At 71.9% G+C, this 15,698-nt stretch carries 16 protein-coding genes; 8 read left to right on the top strand and 8 right to left on the bottom strand.

The window, feature by feature from the left end:
- The first annotated feature begins 26 nt into the window (after positions 1-26).
- On the top strand, positions 27-986 hold the full coding sequence (locus AB0K00_RS18805) for an NADP-dependent oxidoreductase (protein ID WP_363522341.1): 960 nt from the start codon (positions 27-29) through the stop codon (positions 984-986).
- Positions 987-992: 6 nt separating this feature from the next.
- Here AB0K00_RS18805 and AB0K00_RS18810 read toward each other — a convergent pair whose 3' ends face one another.
- A complete protein-coding gene (locus AB0K00_RS18810; protein ID WP_363522342.1) occupies positions 993-2,405 on the bottom strand; it encodes a TerD family protein in 1,413 nt (470 codons plus the stop codon).
- A 119-nt stretch (positions 2,406-2,524) separates the two neighbouring features.
- Between AB0K00_RS18810 and AB0K00_RS18815 the strand changes: the two genes are divergently transcribed.
- A complete protein-coding gene (locus AB0K00_RS18815; protein WP_363522343.1) occupies positions 2,525-3,130 on the top strand; it encodes a VOC family protein in 606 nt (201 codons plus the stop codon).
- 46 nt (positions 3,131-3,176) lie between these two features.
- On the opposite strand, the gene AB0K00_RS18820 is transcribed toward AB0K00_RS18815, so the two are convergent.
- The 4 genes from AB0K00_RS18820 to AB0K00_RS18835 are packed head-to-tail and all read right to left on the bottom strand — an operon-like array spanning position 3,177 to position 8,040.
- Positions 3,177-4,334 carry a SigB/SigF/SigG family RNA polymerase sigma factor gene (locus AB0K00_RS18820; protein ID WP_363522344.1) on the bottom strand — a complete coding sequence of 386 codons (1,158 nt, stop codon included), beginning with the start codon at positions 4,332-4,334 and terminating at the stop codon, positions 3,177-3,179.
- Positions 4,335-4,355: 21 nt separating this feature from the next.
- Positions 4,356-6,209, bottom strand: a complete 1,854-nt coding sequence (locus tag AB0K00_RS18825; protein WP_363522346.1) for a CheR family methyltransferase — start codon at positions 6,207-6,209, stop codon at positions 4,356-4,358.
- Positions 6,206-6,976, bottom strand: a complete 771-nt coding sequence (locus AB0K00_RS18830) for an STAS domain-containing protein (protein WP_363522348.1) — start codon at positions 6,974-6,976, stop codon at positions 6,206-6,208. The genes AB0K00_RS18825 and AB0K00_RS18830 overlap by 4 nt, the downstream gene beginning before the upstream one ends.
- Positions 6,973-8,040 carry a chemotaxis protein CheB gene (locus tag AB0K00_RS18835; protein ID WP_363522350.1) on the bottom strand — a complete coding sequence of 356 codons (1,068 nt, stop codon included), beginning with the start codon at positions 8,038-8,040 and terminating at the stop codon, positions 6,973-6,975. The genes AB0K00_RS18830 and AB0K00_RS18835 overlap by 4 nt, the downstream gene beginning before the upstream one ends.
- 147 nt (positions 8,041-8,187) lie before the next feature.
- Between AB0K00_RS18835 and AB0K00_RS18840 the strand changes: the two genes are divergently transcribed.
- A complete protein-coding gene (locus tag AB0K00_RS18840) occupies positions 8,188-8,427 on the top strand; it encodes a LuxR C-terminal-related transcriptional regulator (RefSeq protein ID WP_363522352.1) in 240 nt (79 codons plus the stop codon).
- A 30-nt stretch (positions 8,428-8,457) separates the two neighbouring features.
- On the opposite strand, the gene AB0K00_RS18845 is transcribed toward AB0K00_RS18840, so the two are convergent.
- Positions 8,458-9,111: a maleylpyruvate isomerase family mycothiol-dependent enzyme gene (locus tag AB0K00_RS18845; protein ID WP_363522354.1), complete on the bottom strand. Its 654-nt coding sequence runs from the start codon at positions 9,109-9,111 to the stop codon at positions 8,458-8,460.
- Complete coding sequence (locus AB0K00_RS18850) at positions 9,060-9,689, bottom strand: TetR/AcrR family transcriptional regulator (protein ID WP_363522356.1); 630 nt, start codon at positions 9,687-9,689, stop codon at positions 9,060-9,062. Before AB0K00_RS18850 ends, AB0K00_RS18845 begins: the two co-directional genes overlap by 52 nt.
- A gap of 206 nt (positions 9,690-9,895) precedes the next feature.
- Here AB0K00_RS18850 and AB0K00_RS18855 point away from each other — a divergent pair, with 206 nt between their 5' ends.
- From AB0K00_RS18855 to AB0K00_RS18875, 5 genes are all read left to right on the top strand, one after another.
- Positions 9,896-12,640, top strand: a complete 2,745-nt coding sequence (locus tag AB0K00_RS18855; RefSeq protein ID WP_363522358.1) for a beta-L-arabinofuranosidase domain-containing protein — start codon at positions 9,896-9,898, stop codon at positions 12,638-12,640.
- A gap of 208 nt (positions 12,641-12,848) precedes the next feature.
- Positions 12,849-13,916 (top strand): DUF2855 family protein, encoded by a 1,068-nt coding sequence (locus AB0K00_RS18860; RefSeq protein ID WP_363522359.1) that lies wholly within the window; start codon positions 12,849-12,851, stop codon positions 13,914-13,916.
- Between the two features lie 61 nt (positions 13,917-13,977).
- Positions 13,978-14,319, top strand: a complete 342-nt coding sequence (locus AB0K00_RS18865) for a metalloregulator ArsR/SmtB family transcription factor (protein ID WP_363522360.1) — start codon at positions 13,978-13,980, stop codon at positions 14,317-14,319.
- A gap of 2 nt (positions 14,320-14,321) precedes the next feature.
- Positions 14,322-14,804 (top strand): SRPBCC domain-containing protein, encoded by a 483-nt coding sequence (locus tag AB0K00_RS18870; protein WP_363522361.1) that lies wholly within the window; start codon positions 14,322-14,324, stop codon positions 14,802-14,804.
- 39 nt (positions 14,805-14,843) lie between these two features.
- Positions 14,844-15,425, top strand: a complete 582-nt coding sequence (locus tag AB0K00_RS18875) for a dihydrofolate reductase family protein (protein ID WP_363522362.1) — start codon at positions 14,844-14,846, stop codon at positions 15,423-15,425.
- A gap of 2 nt (positions 15,426-15,427) precedes the next feature.
- On the opposite strand, the gene AB0K00_RS18880 is transcribed toward AB0K00_RS18875, so the two are convergent.
- Positions 15,428-15,637, bottom strand: coding sequence for a hypothetical protein (locus tag AB0K00_RS18880; protein ID WP_363522363.1), 210 nt, complete (start codon positions 15,635-15,637; stop codon positions 15,428-15,430).
- Positions 15,638-15,698 lie beyond the last annotated feature (61 nt).

Below are 15,698 nucleotides of genomic sequence, written 5' to 3' on the forward strand. Positions count from 1 at the left end.
CGAGCGGTCCGTTTATGGAGGATGGCATGAAGGCAGTCGTCGTCAACGACTACGGCCCACCGGAGGAGTACACGGTCGCCGACCTGCCGGCACCCCGGCCGGGGCCCGGGCAGCTCCAGGTCCGCATCGCCGCGGCCTCGATCAACCCGGGCGACATCGTGATCCCCGGCGGCACGTTCCGCGACGTCACCCCGCTGTCGTTCCCGCACGTGCCGGGCAACGACTTCGCCGGCACCGTCAGCGCGGTCGGGCCCGGCGTGACCGGCTACGCCGTGGGCGACGAGGTCTTCGGTTACGCCGCGCCGCGGGCGCTGCGCGCGATGCTCGGCCCGCGCCCGTCGATGAGCACCGGCTCCCTCGCCGAGTACGCGGTCGTCGAGGCGGACACCCCGTTCGTGACGCACCGGCCGGCGGGCGTGCCGGTGGAGCAGGCGGCGGCGCTGGCGACCGCGGGCCTGACCGTGCGGGCGTTGCTGGCCACCGCCGGCGTTCAGCCCGGCGAACGGGTCCTGGTCGTCGGCGCCACCGGCGGCGTCGGCACGACCCTTCTCCCGCTGCTCGCCGCCGCGCGGGCGACGGCCATCGCCACCGCGACCCCGCAGGACGCCGATGTGGTCCGCGGGCTCGGCGCCGCCGAGGTCATCGGCTACGGCGACTATCCCGCGGACGTCGACGCCGCGTTCAACCTCACCCTGCCCAGCGACCGGCTGACCGACGTCGCCAAGGCGGTCCGTCCCGGCGGCCGGCTGCTGACCATCACGTATCCCGTGCCGCAGCAGGACTGGATCGGCCGCGCCGACGTCGACCTGCGGTTCGTCCTGGACATGGAGGGCAGGTTCGGAGGCATGCGTGAGGTAGCCGAACTCGCCGCCGGCGGGCTGCTCCGGGCGACGATCGGCCGCCGGTACACCCTCGACGAGGGCGCACAGGCGTGCCGCGACTTCGAGCGCCGGCACACCACCGGCAAGCTCGTCGTCGTCAGGTGACGGCGGTCAGTCCTTCGGCTTGGCGGGCACCCAGTCCATGCCCCAGCCGTAGGCGAGGTCCATGGCCTGGTTCCGGAACTGGCCGGGCGCCTGGACGATGAACCGCGACTCGCGCCGCACGACGAGCTCGCCGTTGACGTTCTCGATGAGGAACAGCGCCGCGGCCCGCGACTGCACCGTGCACTCGTCGAGGCGCATTTCGATCGGGGCGCCGTGTTGCGGATACAGCGTGGCGACGGCGTCGAGACCGGCGAAGGACTCCGCGCCGTCGTAGATGCTGGCGTAGATGAGGATCCGGCGGAAGTCGGCGGTGTGGTCGAGGTTGATGGTGAGGTTCTCGCCGGACTCGGATCCGCCGGTACGGTCGTCGCCGTCGAGCAGGATGTACGGCGGCTGTTGCAGCGCTCCGAAGTTGTTCTCGATCGGGTGCACGATGCCCTTGCGCCCGTCGGCGAGCTCCCACAGGCAGCACAGGTCGAGGTCGAGGTCCGGCAGGTGCGCGGCCTTCCGCTTGCCGAACAGGCCGCGCTTCTCCATCGAGCGCATGCTCCAGCTGAGGTTGACCCGCAGCGCCCCGGAGCCGCCGCCCTGCTTGGCGAGCGAGACGGTCGGGGCCTGCTTGGTCAGCGTGACCTTGGTGAGCCGCACGGGCGCGGCGGGTGCGACGGGCGGCGCGACCGGCGCGGCCACAGGCGGGGCCACGGGCGGGGCCACGGGCGGGGCCATCGGCGGCGGCGCGGTCGGCGGGGGATAGGTCCCCGGCAGCGCGATCTGCTGCGGCTGCCCGTTCGGCCCGGTCACGGTCACCATCGGCCAACCGGAGGCGGCGGACGCGGGAGCCGGGGACGCGGGAGCGGGAGGAGCGGGAGCCGGGGGAGCGGCGGGCGTCGGTTCGTCGTCGACGGAGATGCCGAAGTCGCGGGCCAGCCCGGCCAGACCCGAGTCGTAGCCCTGCCCCACGGCCCGGAACTTCCACGCGCCGGCCCGCCGGTACAACTCCCCGAAGATGAACGCGGTCTCCGTCGTCGCGCCGGGACTGTCGAACCGCGCCACCTCGGCACCGCTCGCCGCGTCCAGCAGCCGGATGCTCAGCTCCGGCACCGACCCGAACGTGCCACCGTCCGCCGACGCCGCGAGGATGATCCGCTCCACCGCCGGCTCGACCCGGGCCAGGTCGACGAACAGGGTGTCGGTGATCGGGCCGCCGGCGCTGCCGGACTTGCCCTCGTGCCGCACCACACCCGTGGGATGCGTCGGCTGGTTGTAGAACACGAAGTCGCTGTCGTCGCGGACCTTGCCGTTCACCAGCAGCAACGCCGAACCGTCCGCGTCCGGGACCCCGGCGCCGCTGCGCCATCCCAGGATCGCCCGGACCGCCGGCGCCTGCACCGGCACGTTCGCGCCCTTGAGCATCGACATGTGACCACCCTCCCCGTCAGAGCACCACAATACGGCGCACAGTGAACCACGTGACGGGGTAGAGGGGCCGAAGAGTGGGCATAGCAGGCGCGGCCGTGTGGCCCAACGGAGGAGTTGACATGCTGGATCTGAAGCTTGAGATCGTGGTCCTGCCCGTCTCGGACGTCGACCGGGCCAAGGAGTTCTTCACCCGGATCGGCTTCCGGGAGAACGCCGACTTCTCCGGCGCCGGCGGGTTCCGCGTCGTGCAGGTCACGCCGCCGGGCTCGACCGCGTCGATCATCTTCGGCAGCCGGGTCACCGACGCGGCGCCGGGCTCCTCCCAGGGCGTGCACCTGGTCGTGGACGACATCGTCGCCGCCCAGAAGGATCTCGTCACCCGCGGGGTGGACGTGAGCGAGATCTTCCACGACGCGGGCGGCGTGTTCCACCACGCGGGCACCGAGGGGCGGCTGCCCGGCCCCGACCCGGAGCGGCAGTCGTACGGGTCGTTCGCGACGTTCACCGACCCGGACGGCAACATGTTCGTGCTGCAGGAGGTGACCCGGCGGCTGCCGGGGCGGGTCGAGCACGCCATCTACCGTTCGGCCGCCGAGCTCGAGCACGCGCTGCGGGACGCCGCCGCGGCCCACGGCCGGCACGAGCAGGAACTCGGCCGCGAGGACCCGGACTGGCCGGCCTGGTACGCGACGTACATGGCGAAGGCGGCCGGGCTCGGGGCCTGACCGCACGGGCCGTCGCGCAGGCCCACGATCTCCGCGAGACCGGGCTTCAGCCGGGTACCTCGGTGAGGCGCCGGTGCAGGAAGTGCAGCGACTGGTGCAGCAGGCGGGACACGTGCATCTGTGACAGCCCGACCTGCGCGGCGATCTCCGCCTGGGTCTGGTTGCCGTAGAAGCGCAGTGCGACGATGCGCCGCTCGCGCTCGGGCAGCCGCCACATCAGTTGCCGCAGCGACTCGCGGAACTCGACGAGGTCGAATCCGGGGTCGTCGCCGCCGAGCAGGTCCAGCAGCGCCGCGCGACCGCCGGTGTCCCGGGCCGCTGCGGTGGGGCCGGGCGGGGTGTCCAGCGACAGCGGCCGGCAGATGTCCGCCGCCACGATCAGCTCGATGATCTCCTCCTGATCGACGTCGAGGTGCGCGGCGAGGTCGGCGACACCCGGCGCGCGGCGCAGCGTCTGCACCAGCTCGTCGTGGGCCGCGATGGCTCCGACCCGGAGCTCCTGCAGGCGCCGGGGCAGCCGGATGCCCCACGCCTTGTCCCGCAGATACCGTTTGATCTCCCCGATGACGGTGGGGGTGGCGTAGCTGCCGAAGTCGACGCCCAGCGTGGCGTCGAAGTTGTCGACCGCCTTGACCGTGCCGAGGAAGGCGACCTGCACGAGATCGGCGAGCGGTTCACCACCGCCGCCGAACCGCCTGGCCAGGTGCCTGGCCACCGGCAGGCACAGCTCGATCGCGGCATTGCGGATCTCCTGCCGGTCCGGGTCGTCGTCGGCCATCGCCTGCAGCCGGCCGAGCAGCGCCGTGGTCTGCGTGGGCCAGCCGCCGTGCGAGACGTGCAGCTCGGCGAGGGCGACCGGCCGGCGTTCGCGCTGCTCGACGGGCCAGTCCAGCTCGTCGTCGGCATGCAGCTGATTGGCGACGCCGAGGACCTCGAGTGCGGTGCGGACCGTCCCGATCGCCTCGGCCAGGCGCAGCCGCGCGTCGAGCTGGGCGGCGCGGCGGTGCAGGTACAGCAGGGCCTTGATCGCGGCGGCGTCCAGCAGGCGCAGCCCGGACACACCCAGGACGATGTCGCGTCCGCCGGCGTCGAGCAGCCCGAACACGACATGCCGCACATGCGGCACGCTGGCGTAGTCGAGGACGCCGGTCAGTTCGAGCAATGCGCCGTCCTGCCGGCCGGACAGGGTGACGGTGAGGTCCATGCCTTTCTCCCAGCAGGCGCGTCACGCGCCGTTCGAGTGGTCGACGCCGGTCAGCTCCATGACCAGCATCGCGCCGACGATGCCGTTCGTGCTGCTGTTGAGCGGGGTGCAGATGACGCGGACGTCCACGGTGCGGCCGCGACGGTTGACCGCGGTCTGCCCGTCCTCCTGATGGACCGCGTCGCCGCCGAGGATGGTGCGGATCATCGGGCGCAGCTGATCGGTGGACAGGCCGATGTCGATGTTGAGGAAGTGCTGCCCGACGACCTCATCCGAGCGTAGCCCCCACAGGTCCTCCGCGCGGCGATTCCATTTGAGGATGTGCATGTCCTGGTCGAGCACGACGACACCGGCCCGCAGACCGGTGAGGATGGCCTCCATGAACGCGTTGGCGTCGTTGAGCTGCGCGGTGCGGTCCCGCAGCGCCTCGTTGATGGACTGCAGCTCGTCGTTGGTCGACTGGAGCTCCTCGTTCATCGTCTCGAGTTCCTCGTTGGTGGACTGGAGTTCCTCGTTGGTGGTCTCCAGCTCCTCCACCGTCGACTGGAGCTCCTCGTTGGTGGTCTCGAGTTCCTCGTTGGTGGACTGCAGCTCCTCGTAGGCGGTCTCGAGCTGGCGGTTGGTGTGCTCCAGCTCGTCCTGCAGCCGCCGGGCCGCGGTCACGTCCTGGAAGATGAGCGAGACGCCGAGCAGGCCGGCGTCGTTGTCGATGAGCGGGTTGACCTGGATGTCGAGGAACAGCGTCTCGCCGGACGCGACGACCAGCTCGACGTTGTCGATCTTCGTGGCGCGCCGCTCGACCTGGGTCTGCTCGATGTAGCCGCGCAGCTCGACCGGCCGGAACGACAGGTCCAGGTCGCGGAACGGCCGGCCGATGTCGCGGGGCGACACCCCGAACAGTGCCTCGGCGCGGCGGTTGAGCAGTGCGACGAGCCCGTCGGCGGTGACCACGACCTGGGCGGCCGCCCCTGCCGTGAACGCCTCGACGCGCAGCCGGTCCAGCTGGCCGAGCTCGGCGCGCATCAGCGCCGGCGGCGGCTCCGGCGGGTAGCCGGCGCCGTTGATCAGGGCCCGGTTGACCTTGCGGAACATGCGCCGCTTCAGGTCGATGGGGGTGAACATCCCGGCGTGGCTGAGCAGCATCTCGGCCTTGCCGAGAAACAGCACGCCGGTGGGTGCCAGGGCGAAGTGGAACCGGGACAGGACGCGGGTCTGGGTCTCGGCGTTGAAGTACATCAGGGTGTTGCGGCACAGCAGCAGGTCGATGCGGGAGATCGGGGCGTCCTGGACGAGGTCGTTGCGGCCGAAGATGATCGACCGGCGCAGGTCCTTGCGGAAGGTGAACCGGTCGCCGGACGGCTCGAAGTACCGCTGGACCAGCGCCGGCTCGACGCCCGCCAGGTCCTGCCCGGTGTAGAGCGCCTGCCGGGCCGAGGCGAGTCCCTCCTCGTCGACGTCGGTGGCGTAGATCTTCACCCGTTCACGGAACGTCTCGATGCCGAGCGCCTCGGCGAGCACGATCGCCAGGGTGTACGCCTCCTCGCCGGACGCGCAGCCGGCGCTCCACACCCGCAGCCGGTCGCCGTGCTCGGCCAGCAGCCGGGGCAGCACGTCCCGGGCGAGCGTCGACCAGGCGTCCGGGTCACGGAAGAAGCTCGTGACGTTGATCAGGATCGTGTTGAACAGCGCCGTGAACTCGTCCTGGTGCACCTGCAGGAAGTCGAGATACTCGACATACCCGCCGACGTTGACCTGTGCCATGCGCCGGTCGACGCGGCGCATCAGGCTGGAGCGCTTGTAACCGGTGAAGTCGAAACCGCGGGCCTCTTTGAGATGGACGAGCAGCGTCTCGAAGTCCGGGTCGATGTCGGTCACGAGGTCGAACCTACCGTCACCGGACGCCGCGGGAGCGCCGCCCACACCGTCTTGCCATCGGCTCTCGGCAGGCTGCCCCAGGTCGCCGCGAACGCCTCGACGATCAGCAGGCCACGGCCGCCGCCGGCAGCGCCGGCCGGCGCCGACCGCCGTGGCGGGTCCGGGCTGCCGTCGCTGACGGCGACGTACAGGTGCCGCGGCCGCAGCGTCGTCGAGCACCGCATCGGGGTGCCCGCGTGCTGGATCGCGTTGGAGATCAGCTCCGTCATGATCAGCGCCGCGGTGTCGACGAGGTGCTCGACCCGCCACATCCGGCAGGTCCGGTCCACCAGCGCCCGCCCCAGCGTGGTCGCCGCCGGCTCCGGCGCCAGCCACACCGACATCCGTGGTGCCACGGGCCGCGCCACGAACGCCTCGACCGCCTCGTCGCGGGTCGGGAACACCGGCACATGCCGGCCCATCGCCATCGCCGCCAGCCGCGTGCGCACCGGCGCCGACGGCGCGACCACCATGACCGCGGTGCCCACCGCGGCGCCCTGCCGCACCAGCATCGGCAGCACGGTCAGCGTGATGTCGTCGGCGACGTCGAGCTCGGCGGTGTCGATCAGGAGCAGCTCCGGCTGGTCGGTGAGCAGTTTCAGGACCGCGCGCCGCAGCACCGGCGCGGTGGCGAATCCCAGCATCCCGGCGACCCGCAGCACGGCCACCGGGAAGTCGGGCTCGGCGACACAGGTCAGCTCCGGCCGGCTCCCGCCGCCGGTGGTCACCGCGCCTCGCCCAGCACGGCCGAGCCGTCCACCCCGCCCGAGCCGTCGTGCGCCGCCGAGCCGTAAAGCACGGACGAGCCGTCGAACTCGTCGATCTGCTCGATGAGCCCGCGGATCAGGCGACCGGCGTGCTCCGCCTCGCGGCTCATCTCGCGGTGCCGGGCCGCGATCGCGCTGCTGCCCCGATCGGTGGCCGACTGCGCCATCTCACGGCCCAGCGCGGCCTTCTCCTGCAGGCTGCGCAGCGCCATCCACAGCGCACCCTCCAACGCCCCGGACTGCTCGTCGAGCGTCCCCTCATCCGGCCCGGCGGGCCCGACCCGGCTGCGGAACCTCGTCCCGGCGTCCGGCGGCTGGTGCAGCGCCCCGTGGCAACTCGGGCAGGAAAGGGCGCCGGCCGTGGGATCGGCCGGCATGGCCGTCTCGTGCGCCGTCCGGCCCCGCAGCGCCGCCCGCCGCGCCTCCCCGCACAGATGGGCCGGCGCCGGGCCGTGCAGGTCCCGCACCAGCCGCGCCACCGCCGGTCCCAGCCGCGCCGCGGGCACGGGCCGCGCCGATGGGACCCGCTCGGCGGCGTGCTCCGGCATGGACGGGTACAGCGCCTCGGCCGGGTCCTGGACGAGCGCGGCGCCGCCGCAGCGGGCGATCGCCGCCAGCCCGGCCGCGCCGTCGTCGCGGCTGCCGGACAGCACCACGCCGATCGCCGCCGCGCCCCAGCCGCGGGCCGCGGAGCGGAACAGCGGGTCGATCGCGGGGCGGTGGCCGTTCTCCGCCGGCCCGCGCGACAGCCGCATCCTGCCGTCGTCGACCAGCAGGTGCGCGTCGGGTGGTGCCACGTAGATCATGCCGGGCAGCATCGCCGCGCCGTCGGACGCCGGCCGCGCCGGCAACGAGCCGCACCGGTCGAGGATCTGCGGCAGTGCGCTCACGCCGAAGCGCGGGATGTGCAGCACCACGCAGACGGCCGCGTCGAACTGCGCCGTGAGGCCGAGCACGAACGCCCGCAACGCCTCGACCCCGCCGGCGGAGGCGCCGACCACGACGAGCCCTCTGGGGCCGTGCATGACCCGAATTGTACGCCCGCCGACGCGTCACGCCCAGCCCGCGGACGATGCCGGAGCGTGACGGAAATCGGTCGTGCCAGATTTGTTTCGGCACCCGCGGGCCGGGGAGCCGACCGCCGTCGTTCCTGCCGAGCATAGGGGGATGCCGTGACGGACGCGCACCAGTTGTCGGCGTTCGAGCCGGGGTGCGCGATGCCCCTGATGACCAACTGCGAGCTGGAGGTGTTGCGGCACCTGGCGACGCGGACACCGACCGGGCAGATCGCCGCGGCGATGCACCTGACCGCGCACGCGGTCCGCGCGCACGTCCGGGTCATCCTGCGCACCCTGGAGGTCTCCCGGCGCGGCGACGCGGTGCGACGGGCCCGCGCGGCCGGCCTGCTCTGAGGCCGCGCCGCGCGGGCGGCTACCCGGTGCCTACGCGGGCGCCGGGGCGGACAGGCGGGCGGCCAGGTCCGCGGCGCCGTCGCCGGACAGCTGCGGCAGCGCCGCCAGCCGCCCGCACACCAGCAGGAGCAGCGCACCCATCGGGGCCAGGACCTCGGGCCCCGCACCGTGCGACCAGGTCGTGTCCGTGGCGGCCAGCCGGAAGCCGGCCAGGCGCTTGGCCGACGGCAGCGGCGGTGGCCACCGCATCGACAGCATCCGCGTGGCCGCGACCGCGGCGGCATCGGGTGGCAGGTCGAAGGGGCGGCCGAGCGGCACCGCGATGTCCTGGCTGTGCACGAGAATGTCGGTGAGCGTCTCCAGGTAGGTGACGCCGACGTTGTGCCGCCGGGATCCGACGGAACCGCGGATCTCGGCGACGATCTGTGCCGTGCTGAGCTCGGCGGCGCGGCGGCAGGCGGCGTGCTGGACGGTGCGCTCGAGGCTGCCCCGCCAGTGCCGCATCATGCCGAGCGCGGCGGCGGGCCCGAGCTGCTGCTGGGTCAGGTGCGCCGCCACGTCGCGCACCGTCCACCCCTCGCACAGCGACGGCCGGCGCCACTGCTCGTCGGACAGGGTCTCCAGCAGCGCGGTCAGGCCGGTGCGCTGGGTGTCGATGGCGTGCCAGATCTGGTCGTGGTCCATGCTGCCAGAACCTCCGCTGCGCGGGGACGGATGACGGTGGTGACGAGTGCCGCGATCTGCTCGGACGGGTCGAACGCCGGGTCCGGCACGGCGAGCTGGTGCAGGACCAGACCGGTCCAGTGGTTCATGATGATCGGCGCGTCGTGCCCGGGGTCGGCGGAGCCCGCGGTGCGCAGCCAGTTGAAGAAATAGGCGTTGACGCGGCCGCCGGTGCGCAGGAGCTGGGCGCGCAGCGCCGGCTGGATGCCCGCCTGGATGAGGATCGCGTAGCGGGCCAGCGTCAGGGTGCGCTGCACGCCGGTCGCCTCCTGCGCGAAGACGGTGAGGGTCTGCGCGAGCTCCCGTGGGTTGGTCGGTGCCATCCGCGCCGCGAGGTCCTCCCAGTTGGCGCGCTCCCGGGCGGCGAAGCGCTCCACCACCGCGTCGAGCAGCGCGTCGCGGGTGCGGAAGTGGTTGGAGGTCGAGCCGGACGGCAGCCCGGCCGCGGCGTCGACGGCCCGGTGCGTGAGCGCGTGGATGCCGCGCTCGCCGAGCACTGCGATCGCCGCGTCGAGCAGATCCTCGCGTCGGTTCGCCATGCCACCGATACTACGATGGTAGTTCCAGGAACTGCAATCGTAGTTTCCCTTGAACTGTCCGGGCGACTCTGGCACGCTCGGCGTCGATATGTGAGCGCTAACGCCGATCGCTCCGAATCCGCCGTACCGAAGCGATCACCACCGCCAACCCGCCATGTGAGCGTTCACATGACCTCGTTGTCTCGGCTCGAGAGGATCACACCCCCATGGCTCATCCCAGCGTCAGCCGCCGCCGGCTGCTGCAGACCACCGGCGTCGTCGCGGCCGCCTCCGCCGCGGCGCCCCTGCTCGGCGACGCGACCGCGGGCGCCGTCGTGGCCCCGGTGCGCGCCGACATCGGCGTCTCGGCCTACGCGTTCGACCTCGGCCAGGTGCAGCTGACCTCCGGTCGCTTCCTGGACAACCAGAACCGGACCCTGGCATACCTGCGGTTCGTCGACGTCAACCGGCTCCTCTACAACTTCCGGGCCAACCACCGGCTGTCCACGAACGGCGCCGCCGCGACCGGCGGCTGGGACGCGCCGAACTTCCCGTTCCGCACCCACATGCAGGGTCACCTGCTGACCGCGTGGGCCCAGGCGTACGCGGTGCTCGGCGACACCACGTGCCGCGACAAGGCCACCGCCATGGTCGCCGGGATGGCCGCCTGCCAGGCCAACAACGGCACCGCCGGGTTCACCGCCGGCTACCTGTCCGGCTTCCCGGAGTCCGACTTCACCGCCCTGGAAGCCGGCACGCTGAGCAACGGCAACGTCCCCTGGTACTGCATCCACAAGACGCTCGCCGGGCTCCTCGACGTGTGGCGGCTCATCGGCAGCACCCAGGCCCGCGACGTGCTGCTCGCCCTCGCCGGCTGGGTCGACTGGCGCACCGGCCGGCTCAGCTCCGGCCAGCAGCAGACCGTCCTCAACGTCGAGTTCGGCGGCATGAACGCGGTCCTCACCGACCTCTACCAGCAGACCGGCGACGGCCGCTGGCTCACCGCCGCCCAGCGCTTCGACCACGCCGCCGTGTTCAACCCCCTGGCGTCCAACTCGGACCAGCTCAACGGGCTGCACGCGAACACCCAGGTGCCGAAGTGGATCGGCGCGGCCCGCGAGTACAAGGCGACCGGCACCACCCGCTACCGCGACATTGCCACCAACGCCTGGAACATCACCACCGCTGCGCACACATATGTCATCGGCGGCAACAGCCAGGCCGAGCACTTCCGCGGGCCCAACGCGATCGCCGCGTACCTCACCAACGACACGTGCGAGCAGTGCAACACCTACAACATGCTGAAACTTACGCGCGAGCTGTGGCTGCTGAACCCGAGCAACGCGGCCTACTTCGACTTCTACGAGCGGGCGCTGCTCAACCATCTCATCGGCGCGCAGAACCCGGCCGACAGCCACGGCCACATCACCTACTTCACGCCGCTGAAGGCCGGCGGCCGCCGCGGCGTCGGCCCGGCCTGGGGCGGCGGCACCTGGAGCACCGACTACGACAGCTTCTGGTGCTGCCAGGGCACCGGCGTGGAGACCAACACCAAACTCATGGAGTCCATCTACTTCTTCAACGGCACCACACTGACCGTGAACCTGTTCGTGCCGTCGGTGCTGACCTGGTCCCAGCGCGGGATCACGGTCACCCAGACCACCACCTACCCGGCCAGCGACACCACGACGCTGCAGGTCACCGGCAGCGTCAGCGGCTCCTGGTCGATGCGCATCCGCATCCCCGCCTGGGCCACCGGGGCGACCGTCAGCGTCAACGGCACCGCGCAGAGCATCGCGACCACACCCGGGACCTACGCGACCCTGACCCGGTCGTGGACCTCCGGCGACACCGTCACCGTCCGGCTGCCCATGCAGGTCGCGGTCCGCGCGGCCAACGACAACGCCAACGTCGTCGCCGTCACCTACGGCCCAGTCGTCCTCGCCGGCAACTACGGCAACACCGCCCTGTCCGCGCTGCCGGCACTGACCACCTCCTCGGTCACCCGCACCGGCACCACGTCGCTCGCCTTCACCGCCACCGCCAACGGCGCGACGGTCGCGCTCAACCCGTTCCAGGACGCGCACGGCTACAACTACACCGTCTACTGGAGCGCGAACGGGCAGGGCGGCGGCTCCGGCGTGGCCAACTACCGGCTCGTCAACGCCGCCAGCGGCCTGGTCCTCGGCGTGCAGAACATGTCCACCGCCGACGGCGGCCTGGCGGTGCAGTGGACCGACAACGGCACCGCCGACCACAACTGGGAGCTGGTCGTCGACGGCACCGCGGTGCGGCTGCGCAACCTCAACAGCGGCAAGGTCCTCGGCGTGACCAACATGTCCACCGCCGACAACGCGGTCGTGCTGCAATGGACCGACAACGGCACCGCCGACCACCGCTGGACCCTCGTCGACAACGGCGACGGCAGCCACAAGCTCCGCAACGTGAACAGCGGCAAGCTCCTCGCCATCCAGGGCAACTCGACCGGCAACGGCGCGCAGGCCGTCCAGGCGCCCGACGACGGCACCGCCGACAACCTGTGGCGCCTCGTGCCCAACGGCGCGCGCCGCATCCTGAACCTCGGCAGCGGCCTGGTCCTGGGCGTGCAGGACATGTCCACCGCCAGCGGCGGCCTGGTCCTGCAGTGGGGCGACACCGGCACCGCCGACCACCTGTGGACCGCCGTCGTGGACACCGGCGGCTACCTGCGGCTGCGCAACACCAACAGCGGCCTGGTCCTCGGCGTGGAGAACGCGGGCACCGCCAACGGCACCCGCGCCGTCCAGCTCGCCGACACCTCGTCGGCCGACCGGCGCTGGCGGCTGCGGTACGGCTCGAACGGCTACTTCCGCATCCAGTCGGCCAACGGCGGGCGCGTCCTCGGCATCAGCGGCGCCTCCACCGCCCAGGGCGCGCAGGCGCTCATCTGGGACGACAACGGCACCAACGACCACCTCTGGCGCTTCGTGTAACCACCACCGCCGCTCCCCGGTGGTGGCGAGGCCGGCTCCGCGCTCGGCGTGGGGTCGGCCTCACCGCCGGCCGGGTGCGCCGCACCGCGGTCACGCCCTCCACCAGGGCGGACATCGATTGCCGCAGCGGGCCACGGGGGAGCCGGCGATGACCGATGTCACCCGGCCCGGCATTGCCCGGCGCCCGCGCGCTGCCTAGCCTCGCGCCATGCCCGCCGCCTGGACCTTCGCCGTCGCCCGCGCCGACCTCGCACAGACCACCATCGTCGAGGGGCCGGTGCCCGACCTCGCCGACGGTGCGGCGCTGCTGCGCGTGGACCGCGTCGGCATGACCGCCAACAACGTCACCTACGCCGTGCTCGGCGAGGCGATGCGCTACTGGGAGTTCTTCCCGCCCTCGCCCCGCGGCCTCACCGTCGACCTGGGACTGGTGCCGCTGTGGGGTTTTGCCGAGGTGGCGGCCTCCACGGTACCGGGGGTCGAGGCGGGACAGCGCGTCTACGGCTACCTGCCGCCCGCCAGCCACCTGATGGTGCGGCCGGTGCGGGTCGACGACACCGGCTTCCGCGACGGGGCACCGCATCGCGCCGAGCTGCCGTCGCCGTACAACGCCTACCGGCTGACCACCGGCGACGCGGCGTACCGCGCCGACCAGGAAGACCTGCTGATCCTGTTCCGCCCGCTGTTCTTCACCTCGTTCATGCTGGCCGACCAGTTCCTCGACCACGACTGCTACGGCGCGGCGCAGCTGCTGCTGTCCTCGGCGTCGAGCAAGACCGCCTACGCCGCCGCGTTCGAGCTGCGGGGCCGCGGCCCGCGCGTGATCGGGCTGACGTCACCGGGCAACGTCGCCTTCACCGAGTCCCTCGGCTGCTACGACCAGGTCCTGCCGTACGACGCCATCACCACCCTCGACCCGGTGCCCACCGCCTACCTCGACCTGTCCGGCGCCCCCGGCACCAGGGCCGCGGTCCGCGAACACCTCGGCGACCGGCTCGTGCGCGACGTGGCGGTCGGCCTCACCAGCCAGGTCCCGAACGCCGGCGCCGCCGGCGAGGTGTTCTTCGCCCCGACCCAGATGCGCAAACGCACCGCCGACTGGGGCCGCGACGGCCTCGACCGCCGCTTCAGCGCCGCCTGGCACCGCTTCGCCGAGGCCGTCACCGCCTGGGTCGACGTCGAACCCGGCCACGGCCCGGAAGGGCTGTGCGACGCCTGGCTCGACGTCCTCGCCGGCCGCACCGCACCCCGTGTGGGCCGCGTCGTCCAGCTGTGAACCGTTCGACCCGTCGGTCCGCCCTTGCGGAGGTGATCCGGCAAGGCTAACGTACAACCACATGGTTGTACTTCAAGCGGAGAGTGAAGAGTCGCTCAACCAGCTCTTCCGTGCCCTCGCCGATGGCACGCGCCGCGACATCTTGGCGCGGTCGCTCACGGAAACGCCGTCGGTGTCCGATCTCGCCGCGCGCTACGAGATGAGCTTCGCCGCCGTGCAGAAGCACGTCGCCGTGCTCGAGCGCGCGGGTCTCATCCAGAAGCGTCCGAACGGCCGCGAGCAGCTGGTCTCCACCAACTACGCGCGGCTCCAGCGCGCCGGCGAGCTCCTCGACCACTTCGAATCCATCTGGCGCCAGCGCATGGCGCAGCTCGACGACGTTCTTCAACCGAAAGAAACCTGATCATGCCGCTGACCTCGGTCACCAAGGACGCCGCCAAGCTCACCCTCACCGTCGTGGGTGACTATCCCGTGCCGCAGCAACGCCTCTGGGAAGCCTTTGCCGACCCGCGCCAGCTCGAGCGCTTCTGGGGACCGCCCTCCATGCCCGCCACCTTCACGCGTCACGAGCTGAAGGTCGGGGGTCGCGCCGAGTACTTCCTGACCGGGCCGAACGGCGAGAAATGGAGCGGCTCCTGGAAGTTCACCGCGGTGCATCCCATCAGCTCGTTCGAGGCGGACGACGGCGACGACAACGTCGATGACCAGAACATGCCGTCGTCGATGAGGTTCACCTTCGAGGCCACGCCGACGGGATCGCGCGTCACCGTCGTCACGCAGTTTCCGAGCGTTGAGGCCATGGAGCACGTGGCGTCGGCCATGGAAGAAGGCCTGCGCGCCGCGATACCCCAACTCGACACGGTGCTGGCCGACCCCGCCGCACGCTGAGCACGGGCCGGCCACCAACCCCAGAACACGGAGACACACATGCGAAAGCTCAAAATCATCGAACACATCTCGCTCGACGGCGTGATCCAGCACTCCGCCGATGACGACGACTTCCCTTACAGCGAATGGTCCGCGCCCTATCGGACTCCCGAGGGCCGCGCCGCGACGCTCGCCGCGCACGGCGAGCGCTTCGACCTGCTGCTGGGCCGCCGCACCTACGATCTCTGGTCGACCTTCTGGCCGAAGGCGCCGAGCAGTCCGATGGCGGACCGCCTCAACGCGGCGACGAAGTTCGTCGCGACCCACCGCCCGGAGAGCCTTGCATGGGGCCCGGTCGAGGGCCTCGGACCGGACCTCGTCGAAGGCGTCCGCCGCATCAAGGCGCAGGACGGCCCGGTCCTCATCCTCTCGGGCAGCTCCACGCTGACCTCGACGCTGCTCGAGCACGGGCTCGCGGACGAGGTGGCGCTGGCCGTCAACCCGGTCCTGCTGGGCACGGGGAAGCCGTTCTTCGCGGGCGGAACTCCGCCACGCGCCTTCGAGCTCGTGAGCACGCAGGCAACGCCGTCCGGCATCGTCTTCACCACGTACAAGGTCGCCGGGCCGTTGAAGACCGGATAGCCTCACCCTTCTGATCGGCCCGACGGGGTTGAGGTCAGCCGGGCCCACCGGCGGCGATCGACAATGACCAGCCCGGCCAGCACCGCCAGGGCACCTCCGACAATGCCTGGCGCCACCGGTGCCCCGCCGAGCCGGCAACCGGCATACCCGACGCCCGCGCCGGCCAGGCACAGCACCGCGATCGCCGCCCAGCCGATCAGGTTGAGGTGCACGCTGCGGAACAGCCGGACGCGCCGGCGAAGGCGATGCCATCGCGGTGCGGGCCGATATGTG

The sequence above is a fragment of the Dactylosporangium sp. NPDC049525 genome (assembly GCF_040676755.1).
In the GTDB taxonomy this organism is placed as follows: Bacteria; Actinomycetota; Actinomycetes; order Mycobacteriales; family Micromonosporaceae; genus Dactylosporangium.

Excerpts from the sequence above, each read along its gene's own strand:
- AB0K00_RS18850 (WP_363522356.1), bottom strand. The coding sequence starts at position 9,689 with ATGGCGAACCGACGCGAGGATCTGCTCGACGCGGCGATCGCAGTGCTC.
- AB0K00_RS18870 (WP_363522361.1), top strand. The coding sequence starts at position 14,322 with ATGCCGCTGACCTCGGTCACCAAGGACGCCGCCAAGCTCACCCTCACC.
- AB0K00_RS18835 (WP_363522350.1), bottom strand. The coding sequence starts at position 8,040 with ATGCACGGCCCCAGAGGGCTCGTCGTGGTCGGCGCCTCCGCCGGCGGG.
- AB0K00_RS18855 (WP_363522358.1), top strand. The coding sequence starts at position 9,896 with ATGGCTCATCCCAGCGTCAGCCGCCGCCGGCTGCTGCAGACCACCGGC.
- AB0K00_RS18875 (WP_363522362.1), top strand. The coding sequence starts at position 14,844 with ATGCGAAAGCTCAAAATCATCGAACACATCTCGCTCGACGGCGTGATC.
- AB0K00_RS18820 (WP_363522344.1), bottom strand. The coding sequence starts at position 4,334 with ATGGACCTCACCGTCACCCTGTCCGGCCGGCAGGACGGCGCATTGCTC.
- AB0K00_RS18805 (WP_363522341.1), top strand. The coding sequence starts at position 27 with ATGAAGGCAGTCGTCGTCAACGACTACGGCCCACCGGAGGAGTACACG.
- AB0K00_RS18865 (WP_363522360.1), top strand. The coding sequence starts at position 13,978 with ATGGTTGTACTTCAAGCGGAGAGTGAAGAGTCGCTCAACCAGCTCTTC.
- AB0K00_RS18810 (WP_363522342.1), bottom strand. The coding sequence starts at position 2,405 with ATGTCGATGCTCAAGGGCGCGAACGTGCCGGTGCAGGCGCCGGCGGTC.
- AB0K00_RS18860 (WP_363522359.1), top strand. The coding sequence starts at position 12,849 with ATGCCCGCCGCCTGGACCTTCGCCGTCGCCCGCGCCGACCTCGCACAG.
- AB0K00_RS18815 (WP_363522343.1), top strand. The coding sequence starts at position 2,525 with ATGCTGGATCTGAAGCTTGAGATCGTGGTCCTGCCCGTCTCGGACGTC.
- AB0K00_RS18845 (WP_363522354.1), bottom strand. The coding sequence starts at position 9,111 with ATGGACCACGACCAGATCTGGCACGCCATCGACACCCAGCGCACCGGC.